The sequence below is a fragment of the Dietzia timorensis genome (assembly GCF_020742175.1).
In the GTDB taxonomy this organism is placed as follows: domain Bacteria; phylum Actinomycetota; class Actinomycetes; order Mycobacteriales; family Mycobacteriaceae; genus Dietzia; species Dietzia timorensis_A.
On the sequence record NZ_DYXM01000266.1, the window covers coordinates 1 to 7,986 of the forward strand.

At 62.2% G+C, this 7,986-nt stretch carries 9 protein-coding genes; 6 read left to right on the top strand and 3 right to left on the bottom strand.

What is annotated here, in order from left to right:
• The coding region (locus K8V11_RS13745) for a hypothetical protein (protein ID WP_303915450.1) at positions 1-385 on the top strand (385 nt) is incomplete at its 5' end.
• Between the two features lie 14 nt (positions 386-399).
• Here K8V11_RS13745 and K8V11_RS13750 read toward each other — a convergent pair.
• Positions 400-849, bottom strand: a complete 450-nt coding sequence (locus tag K8V11_RS13750; RefSeq protein WP_303915453.1) for a PRC-barrel domain-containing protein — start codon at positions 847-849, stop codon at positions 400-402.
• Positions 850-1,336: 487 nt separating this feature from the next.
• Between K8V11_RS13750 and K8V11_RS13755 the strand changes: the two genes are divergently transcribed.
• Positions 1,337-2,752, top strand: coding sequence for an MFS transporter (locus tag K8V11_RS13755; protein WP_303915456.1), 1,416 nt, complete (start codon positions 1,337-1,339; stop codon positions 2,750-2,752).
• Between the two features lie 16 nt (positions 2,753-2,768).
• Here K8V11_RS13755 and K8V11_RS13760 read toward each other — a convergent pair whose 3' ends face one another.
• Positions 2,769-3,554, bottom strand: coding sequence for a VOC family protein (locus tag K8V11_RS13760; RefSeq protein WP_303915459.1), 786 nt, complete (start codon positions 3,552-3,554; stop codon positions 2,769-2,771).
• A gap of 117 nt (positions 3,555-3,671) precedes the next feature.
• Positions 3,672-4,436, bottom strand: coding sequence for a helix-turn-helix transcriptional regulator (locus tag K8V11_RS13765; RefSeq protein ID WP_303915462.1), 765 nt, complete (start codon positions 4,434-4,436; stop codon positions 3,672-3,674).
• Positions 4,437-4,593: 157 nt separating this feature from the next.
• On the opposite strand from K8V11_RS13765, the gene K8V11_RS13770 reads away from it, so the two are divergent.
• From K8V11_RS13770 to K8V11_RS13785, 4 genes are all read left to right on the top strand, one after another.
• Complete coding sequence (locus tag K8V11_RS13770; RefSeq protein WP_303915465.1) at positions 4,594-5,418, top strand: (Fe-S)-binding protein; 825 nt, start codon at positions 4,594-4,596, stop codon at positions 5,416-5,418.
• Positions 5,415-6,947, top strand: coding sequence for a LutB/LldF family L-lactate oxidation iron-sulfur protein (locus tag K8V11_RS13775; protein ID WP_303915468.1), 1,533 nt, complete (start codon positions 5,415-5,417; stop codon positions 6,945-6,947). Before K8V11_RS13770 ends, K8V11_RS13775 begins: the two co-directional genes overlap by 4 nt.
• Complete coding sequence (locus tag K8V11_RS13780; RefSeq protein WP_303915471.1) at positions 6,940-7,599, top strand: LUD domain-containing protein; 660 nt, start codon at positions 6,940-6,942, stop codon at positions 7,597-7,599. The genes K8V11_RS13775 and K8V11_RS13780 overlap by 8 nt, the downstream gene beginning before the upstream one ends.
• 101 nt (positions 7,600-7,700) lie before the next feature.
• A partial coding sequence (locus K8V11_RS13785) for an SDR family oxidoreductase (protein WP_303915474.1) occupies positions 7,701-7,986 on the top strand: 286 nt, incomplete at its 3' end.

Here is a 7,986-nt window from a genome sequence, read left to right on the forward strand (position 1 = left end):
GAAAAGGGTGCGGACCATGTGGGTGATCAACCGTAAGGGATACGTTCTGGCCTCATTAGCGGCCCAGGCGTGGGGCCGCGCGTGCCGCGGACGGCGCGCGCGTCACGGCGATCTCGTGGTGATCTCCGGAATGCCGAAATGGGCGTTCGGGCGCGGTGCGACGTGCGTGGGCAACACCGTCCTATGTCGCACGGAACCGCGGGCGAGGACGCTTGCCCACGAAGACATCCACCGGCAGCAGTGGCTGCGCTTTGGTCTGGCGTTTATCCCGCTATATCTTCTCGCCGGGCGGAACCCGCTGACCAACCGATTCGAAATCGAGGCAGGCCTGGAAGCCGGCGGCTACAGCACGGGAGAGGACCAGCCGCTGCCGGGAGCTGAGTAGCCGCAGAGGGTCGCTTAGGCGGTGCTGGCGAGGTCCGGATCTGAGTCGCAGGCCTTCTCATCACGTGCATGCCCATGGCCGCGTGTCCCGAGAATGTTGTGCAGGTGCGGCTTCGGCGTGGCGGGGCCGGTCGGCTCCGCGTTGTCCTTGATCCCGTAGTAGCGGTAGAGCTCGTCCTCCTGCTCAGGGGAGATGACGGTGCCCTCGTCGACGGCGGGTGCTCCCTTGACCAACTCCTTGCAGTACGGCACGAGGATCGTGCCGGATTCGAACCGCGCCTCGGTGAGGGGGATGAAGTATTCCTTGAACCCGAGAACTCCGAGGAGCCCGCTCTTTACCGCAACCCAGGAGGGGCTCCGGTCGGCAGAGGTGACGTACACCTGCGCGACTGTTCCCAACTTGTTGCCTTCGAAGTCGGTGACATTCGATTCGGCGAGCTCGCTGACGTAGTTCCGTACTGACATCTAGGTCCGTTCATAGGGGACAGGGCAACCAACCCTTTCCGAAGGCAAATGAGGCCTGTGGAAAGCATTAGAGTTTGAACCTAGCGCGCTGACGCTGCTTATACCTAGATGAAAACGGGCAAACCGGTACTGATCGAACGCTTTTCGTCGTCCGAGGCGATTATCTGTGCAGGTCATGAGGAGGATCGCGCCAAACGTTACGATCTGGCATCGGAATTCGACCACGTCGCAAATCTCACAGTTTGGAAAACTGGGGCAGAATTTGAATATTTCGATTCAATAACGAGATTGGCGGTCAAGATGCCCTGGTGAACCGATGTGACCAGCGTCATCTGTGAAACCCGATGTCGCACACCGCCAAAACGAGACCCGATGCCGGTCGAGACGACTTTACGAGGAGTTTTCAAATGTTTAGCGTAAGCAAGTCAGTTTCCGAATAGAGTGACCTCTGCCCGATCTCGGTAGCGGAGCCACTGGAGGTAACAACGTGCCAGACAACAAAATAGACGCCTCACCAGGCGCGACGGGACAGCCGGATGCTGTCGACAAATCGGTGCTTCACCGCGCCATCGCCGCCTCTGCCATGGGTAATGCCACGGAGTGGTTCGACTACGGTGTTTACGCCGCGGTGTCGGTGTACATCACCGCGAACTTCTTCTCGGGGGGACTCGAGTCGATCGGCACGATGCTCGGCCTGGCCGTGTCGTTCGTGCTTCGTCCGCTCGGCGGATTCATCTGGGGGCCGATCGGCGACCGGCTTGGTCGCAAGAGCGTTCTCGCGCTGACCATCATCCTGATGTCCCTGGCGACCGCGCTGATCGGTGTGCTGCCGACCCAGGACCAGATCGGCGTGTGGGCGCCGGTGCTCCTCATCCTTCTTCGCGTCTGCCAGGGATTCACGACAGGCGGCGAATATGGCGGCGCCGCCACATTTATGGCCGAGTATTCCCCGGACGGAAAACGAGGGCACTACGGCTCGTTCCTCGAATTCGGCACGCTCGGCGGCTTCGTAGCCGGCTCCGGTATCGTCCTGATTCTCCAGACGTTGTCCACTGACGCATTCATGAACGAGTGGGGATGGAGAATCCCGTTCTTCATCGCTCTCCCGCTGGGCCTCATCGGTCTCTACCTGCGTTCGCAGCTCGATGAATCCCCGGTGTTCCAGGAGGTTCTCGACGACGACGATCAAGAGACCAAGACGATGGGGGAGAACTACAAGGATCTGTTCAGCACCCACTTCAAGCAGGTCGCCATCATGTTCGGCATGGTGACGGCGCTCAACGTCGCCCACTACACCCTGCTCACGTATCAGCCGACGTATCTTGCCAATACAGTCGGCATCGAGGGCTCGCATGCGACCGCTGTCATGTTCGTCGGCCAGGTGGTGATGATGATTCTCATCCCGTTCTTCGGCACCCTGTCCGACAAGATCGGACGCAAGCCGATGTGGTGGACATCCCTTATCGGGTTGTTCATCATGGCCGTGCCGATGTACCTGCTCATGCGCGTCGGATTCGGCTGGGCGATCGTCGCGTTTGTCGTTCTCGGTCTGCTGTTCATCCCGCAGCTGTCGACGATTTCGGCGACGTTCCCGGCCATGTTCCCGACGACCGTGCGCTACGCCGGGTTCGCGATTTCCTACAATGTCGCCACTGCGGCCTTTGGTGGTACGGCTCCGTTGATCAACGACGCGGTCATCGATGGGACCGGTTTCACCCTGTTCCCGGCTTTCTTCATGATGGGCGCATGTGTGATCGGCATGGTCGCCGTGTCGTTCCTCACCGAGACTGCGGGTGTGTCGCTGCGCGGGGACGAAGTTCCCGGCGAGGCGGAGGACAATCAGTCGCAGGTTTTGTTCCTGGGCAACTCCGATGACGACGACCCGGAGTACGCCCGCACCTAGGTAGAGACTGCGGGTTCTACTCGCCAGTGGCCTCGCTCATGGAGCAGAGCTGGAATGTCGCGCCTTCGCGATCCAGCACCGTCACGATCCGCCCGAATGGGGAATCCTCCGGGCCGTCGGTGACCCTGCCTCCGAGCGAGGCCACTTTTTGTGCCGCCGCATCGGCTCCATCGACGCCGAAATAGACCCGCCAGTACGAGTTGTCGTTCTCGCCCAGCCAAGGCGCGAAACAGATGCCGGCGGTCGCCGAATCCATGTCGCCGTTGGACGCATATCGGAATTCGTCGGTGTCCGACATCATGTGGATGTCGAAGTCGAAGACCTCGCGGTAGAAAGCTACGGCGGCGTCGAAGTCCTTGGTCATCAGCTCGAACCACACCGGAGTCCCGGGCGACCCCACGAAGTCGTAGGATTCAAGATTCTTCGGCTGCCATAGGGAAATCGGCGCGCCGGTGGGATCGACGACGAGTGACCACGTCCCCGAATCTCCGACCTCCATATTCTCCATCGCGACCTCGGCCCCGGCGGCCTTGGCTTTGGCCGTGCGTGCGGTGAGATCATCGACGTGGAGGAAGACTCCCCACTCCGAGGGGACCGGACCGCCTGTGGGGCATTGCATGCCGGAGACATCCATGAGTCCGCCGACGAGTGCTTCACCGCAATGAATCAGGTTGTAGCTGTTGAAATCCGCTCCGAGGTCCTCGAAACGCCAGCCGAAAAGCTGCTGGTAGAACTCGGTGCACGCCTGGAAATTGTTCGAACCGTAATCGACCCACACGGGGGTCCCAACCTTTTTGGACATGATGCTTCTCCTTCTACCCGCCGTCGGCGACGTGGCCGTCGCCTGAACATGGAAAGCCCGACGCGAACACCACTTACGCTAGTGAGGCAAAACCACGCTCGCTTGTCCAAAAGTGCGCTAAGCCAGGCGAGTACGAAGACTCGGTAGCGCCGGGAGCATCGGCACGGCGAAGGGATCGGCCCTTTCAAATCGGAGTGTGACGGCGGAGGGCGCAAAAATCGGCTGCATGTGGATCGCAACCAGCGGTCGCTCCGGTGCGAGAACCTCGTGTGCATCTACATTCGTGGAGACAGTGAACCCCAACAGCCACGGGTTACCCGGGCACAAGGGGAGAGTGAGTTCGTCGGTCCATGTGAGCATCCCCTCGGCAGGCAGGCCGATTGGTGAGGGGCGTGGAAACCAGCCGACCCACGTCGCCCGGGGCACTCCGGGGCCGCGGGAGATCTCGTCGTCGGTAGGGAATTGCATGCGCACGGTGATGGCAGGGGCGGCGCCGTCACCCAACGCGAACGGGGTGAGCGTCGTGGAAGCGACTTCGCCTGCGAGCCGGCGGAGATGGGCGGGTGGCACTCCGACGCTGTCGCGAAATCGTCGGGTGAAACTCGACAGCGAATCGAAACCGACCGTGGTGGCGACGTCGATCACCGGGAAGTCGGAGTCGAGAAGCATGCGCTTGGCGGCGTCGATACGGTGCGCGCATATGTATTGTGCCGGTGCGACGCCCATGGACGCCGCGAACATGCGGCTGAAGTGGTGCTGGCTGTAGCCGGCCGCGTCCGCCAGGTCGGCGACCTGGATGGGGTCGGCATACCGCGAGTGGACGAGTTCGAGCGCCGCGCCGAGAGCGGGCGCGGGTAGGACGGCGATTCGGCCGGCAGGCATAAGGCAAATACTAGTGGCGATCGCTCACAAAATGGCGGTTGTGAGGGAACTTCATCACGATCCTAAGGGGGCGTCGGAACGATATCTACGCGGACATCGGCTCGGAAGGCATAGCGTGGGGGAAGTAAATCCGACCCTCCTGCCCGAGGAATCGATAATGAAGATTGCGCTTTTCGCCACGTGCATCGTGGATGCGATGTATCCGGAGGTGGCTATCGCCACCACGCGGATACTCGAACGTCTCGGCCATACCGTGACGTTCCCCGAGCGTCAGGCCTGCTGCGGCCAGATGCACATTAATTCCGGCAAGTTCCACGATGCCTATCCGGTGGTGCGAAACCATGTCGTCGCCTTCGAGGACGCCGATTGGGACTATGCGGTGGCTCCCAGCGGCTCGTGTGTGGCCTCGCTCGGACATCAGCACCCGATGATCGCCAGGTATAACGACGACGAGTCCCTTGCGGGCCGCGCCGCCGACATCGCGGATCGGACTTACGAGCTCTGCCATTTCCTCACTGATGTGTGCGGAATTTCCGATGCTGCGAAGGAGCTGGGGAGCTACTTCCCTCATACGGTCGCCTACCATCCGTCCTGCCACGGGATGCGGATCCTGCGTCTGGGCGACAGGCAGCGCGACCTGCTCTCCTCCGTTGAGGGGCTTGAGCTACTGGAGATCCAAAACGAGTCGGAATGCTGTGGATTCGGCGGCACCTTCGCGGTGAAGAACCCCGCGATCTCCGCAGCGATGCTCGGGGACAAGACGGAAGCTATCGTGTCGACAAACGCAGAGGTGTGTGCGGGAGGAGACGTGAGCTGCCTGATGCACATCGGTGGCGGGCTCTCGCGCACTCGGCGGCTCATTCCGGCGGAGTCCAACGCCCCCGCTGCGGTGCACCTGGCCCGAATTCTTGCCTCTACAAAAGACGAGCCGCTGGCGGTGCCGGCAGAGGGGGCAACCGTGACTGGAGGTGCGCTGCGATGACCAGCCCGGATATCGACGTCACGCTTCCGCGTGAAACCCACAACGATCGAACCATGCTCGGCATGCCGACTGTCCCCGGAAAGGGAAACCTGCGGGAGATAGCGCCGTTCGACGAGGCATCGGCGCACGAGAGCCAGAACGTGCAGCTGCGAACGAACCTTCGCAACGCGACCCACAGCATTCAGGACAAGCGCAACGAGCGCGTGTCGGAAATACCTGATTGGGAGGAGCTTCGCGACGCGGGCGAGGCAATCAAGACGGACGTCATCGCCAGGCTCCCGGAATTGCTCGAACAATTCGAGGCGGCCTTCACAGCGCGCGGAGGCCACGTCCACTGGGCGCGGGATGCCGACGAGGCCAACGACATCATCGCTCAGCTCGTTGAGGATAATGCGCGAATCAATGAGCAGGGTCGGCGCGACGTCATCAAGGTCAAGTCCATGGCGACCCAGGAAACGGGGCTCAATGAGGCCCTCGCCGAACGTGGCATCGATGCTCTCGAAACCGACCTTGCCGAGCTGATCGTCCAGCTGGGCAACGACTTGCCTTCTCATATCCTCGTCCCCGCGATCCACCGCAACCGCGAGGAGATCCGACGCATTTTCCTGCGTGGGATGGATGACGTCGATCCGGACCTCGATTCCGAACCGGAGCATCTCGCGGAGGCAAGCCGGAAGCATCTGCGTAAGAGGTTCCTCTCTGCGGACGTTGCGGTGTCGGGGGCGAACTTCGGAATCGCCGACTCCGGGACGCTCTCGGTGGTCGAGTCCGAGGGCAACGGCAGAATGTGCGTCACGCTTCCAAAGACGCTCATCACGCTTATGGGCATCGAGAAGTTGCTGCCGAGCTTCGAGGACCTCGAGGTGTTCATGCAGTTGCTGCCGCGGTCGTCGACCGGCGAGCGGATGAACCCCTACAGCTCGTTCTGGACCGGAGTCGCCGACTCCGACGGTCCTGAAAACGTGCACGTCGTGCTGCTGGACAACGGTCGGACACGGGCGCTTGCGGACGAGCATGGACGCGAGGCCCTCCACTGCATCCGCTGCTCGGCGTGCATGAACGTGTGCCCGGTGTATCAGAGGTCCGGCGGACACGCCTATGGCTCTGTGTACCCGGGGCCGATCGGAGCGATCCTCACGCCGTTGATGACCGGAGTCGACGATGCCGAAAACGGCACGCTTCCTTATGCCTCGTCACTGTGCGGTGCGTGTTTCGACGCATGTCCGGTGAAGATCGACATCCCGACCATGCTTACCCGGCTTCGTGCGCAGGACGACGAGGTCAACCACGGGGAGAAAATCCCACGGACGCAGCTGGACGCCGCGCTCAAGGGCGCCAAGTGGATGATGTCGGATGGGAGACGCATGAATCTTATTGGTCGTGCGCTGCCGCTCGTACACAAGGCGACCCCGGACGAGGGGATGCTCGACCTCCCCGGTGTCGCAGGCAAGTGGACCGATTCACGCGATATCCCACAGCCACCGCAATCCTCGTTCCGCACCTGGTGGAAGGACAACCGAGATGACTGAGGCCCGAACCGAGATCCTCGAACGCATCCGTTCCTCCTTGGGCGGTGCACAGCCGGCCCCGGCGAAAATAGAACGCAACTACCGCATCACCGGCGAGCTCGACACCGAATCCAGGATCAAGCTGCTCATCAACCGTCTCGATGACTACGATGCGACGGTCCAGCGAGTCCCCACTGCCGACATCGCAAACGCCATCGCCGAGTTCCTGGGCGACGATGCGAGTGTTGTGGTTCCCGATGATCTCCCGGGGGAATGGCTGGATTTCGCCACCGCAGGCGACGGAGGATCCGAGCCCCCGAAAATCCTGCGGGACAGCATCGCGAACCCCCTCGACACCGAGACGATCGATACCGTCGACGCGGTGGTGACGGGATCCTTCGTGTCCATCGCGGATACCGGAACCATCGTGCTGGTCGGCGCGGAATGCGGACGGAGGGCGATCACGCTCGTGCCCGACCACCACGTCATCGTCGTGCGTGCCGTCGACATCGTCGACATCGTGCCCGAGGGAATTCGCCGCATCGTGGATGCCGGGCTCGACACCGAACCCATCACGATGGTGTCCGGACCGAGCGCCACCGTCGACATCGAATTCATCCGCGTACACGGCGTTCACGGGCCACGTCGACTGGACGTGATTATCGCGGAATAGAACGCCTCCCGTGCGCCGGCGGCCGAGCCGCTAGCCTCTAAGCATCACCGAGGAGGACTATGTCGCTACTTTCGAAATTTCGTCCCGCGCCGTCACCAAGAATGGACCTCGATCCGGAGAAGACTGGCCGTACTTGGCTGATCACCGGGGCGACCAACGGCATCGGGCGAGAGCTCGCGCGAATGGTCGCGGCGCCGGGGCGCAGGATGATCCTCCCCGCGCGCAACCTCGACCGCGCCCAGGGGGTGGCCTCCGAGCTGCGCGACGCGGGTGCCGAAGTCGACATCGTGAGCCTCAACCTCGCATACCTATCCTCGGTGCGGGAGGCCTCGGCGGCGGTACGCGCGCTCGACACCGAAATCGATGTCATGGTCAACAATGCCGGGG

What these genes read in the sequence shown, in the direction of transcription:
- K8V11_RS13750 (WP_303915453.1), bottom strand. Translation starts at nt 849, where the DNA reads ATGTCAGTACGGAACTACGTCAGCGAGCTCGCCGAATCGAATGTCACC.
- K8V11_RS13770 (WP_303915465.1), top strand. Translation starts at nt 4,594, where the DNA reads ATGAAGATTGCGCTTTTCGCCACGTGCATCGTGGATGCGATGTATCCG.
- K8V11_RS13765 (WP_303915462.1), bottom strand. Translation starts at nt 4,436, where the DNA reads ATGCCTGCCGGCCGAATCGCCGTCCTACCCGCGCCCGCTCTCGGCGCG.
- K8V11_RS13780 (WP_303915471.1), top strand. Translation starts at nt 6,940, where the DNA reads ATGACTGAGGCCCGAACCGAGATCCTCGAACGCATCCGTTCCTCCTTG.
- K8V11_RS13760 (WP_303915459.1), bottom strand. Translation starts at nt 3,554, where the DNA reads ATGTCCAAAAAGGTTGGGACCCCCGTGTGGGTCGATTACGGTTCGAAC.
- K8V11_RS13775 (WP_303915468.1), top strand. Translation starts at nt 5,415, where the DNA reads ATGACCAGCCCGGATATCGACGTCACGCTTCCGCGTGAAACCCACAAC.